The sequence below is a fragment of the Richelia intracellularis HH01 genome (genome assembly GCF_000350105.1).
Lineage (GTDB): Bacteria > Cyanobacteriota > Cyanobacteriia > Cyanobacteriales > Nostocaceae > Richelia > Richelia intracellularis.
Map to the genome: position 1 here is coordinate 1 of NZ_CAIY01000041.1, position 1,177 is coordinate 1,177.

Annotated in this window: 1 pseudogene; it reads right to left on the reverse strand. The window is 48.9% G+C overall.

The window, feature by feature from the left end:
- Positions 1-328: 328 nt before the first annotated feature.
- Positions 329-1,146 (reverse strand): annotated as a pseudogene (locus tag RINTHH_RS04860) (major capsid protein).
- Positions 1,147-1,177 lie beyond the last annotated feature (31 nt).

The following is a 1,177-nucleotide window of genomic DNA, read 5'->3' on the forward strand; positions in this document are numbered from 1 at the left end:
CCGACGTTTCCCATTACGGCTGTCGAACCAGAAGGGGAGCTTGCGCCCCCATTCTTAACAGCCAACATCGGATTTAAACCAGCTTGTTTCAAATCCTTAACAGACCGCTGATACGCGGTATTAGACATTCTTTCTTGAAAATCCATCTGTTTAGCGGCCATAGCCGCATTTGCGGCATTCGCCGCACTCTGTCCTCTGGCGGCCGTACGACCGCCAAGAACGCCTGCCGCTAACGTAGCCGCGGCAGTCCAAGGAAAACCCATACTTCCACCTCCATATGCAGCGTTATACAACGCCGCATCGTCATACAGAATATTCAATTCTGACATCAGAAATGATCCACAAGACCAGGCACGCTGTACATCGGCATAGGTCGTGCCATCTTGATATCAAAAAACGCGTCAAACAAAAATTGCTGACCGTTCGCTTCCGATCCGACAGCAACAACTCGCTCTACTGGAGGTGTATCCTCAATAAACGACGCGTTAAGGGTTGGCAATGAACCAAATTCTGTGCCAAATGCCAGGCATCTAATGTACCCGACGAAGTCGAGCGCATAAGACCAGTGACTTGAGACGGCTTATAACGATATTCCGCCCAACGCTCCTGATAACCAAATACGCCACTATCGTTTGCCGTACCATCGCAATAAATCTCTTTATTCAACACAGCTTGCTCACCTAAATGCGCAAAAACTGGGAAATAGAAATCATAACGAGTCTGACGACTCCACATACGGTGTAACCCTTGCTGATAGGTCAGGTCTGCTCGCACACTAGCCAATCCAAGAATAACACCATGCTCAGTAAAGCTAGTGCTGAAACCATGACCGTTAGCAAGACCGGTACCCACAGCACCCAACGCACCCAACGGCGTATCAGACCCAGTAACTGTACTCGCACTGGTCTGTGCTATTGGGTTAACTGTGATAGGAGCACTACCGCCACCGAGATACTCAGGACGTTGAAGCCTAGCATCAGGGCTAATAACACCAAAATGGCTGCGAACGATTTCAGTGTATCGCGTACCACCACGCGCATCGCGTTCCAATAACCTCTGAATCTGGAACGAATTCCTAATGGCATTAATCGTCGCAGACGTAGCCTGAGACAAATCGGCCAATAAACCACTTTCGCCACTCGTCACTACTCCTAAATTCGCACTATTACTAATAGCT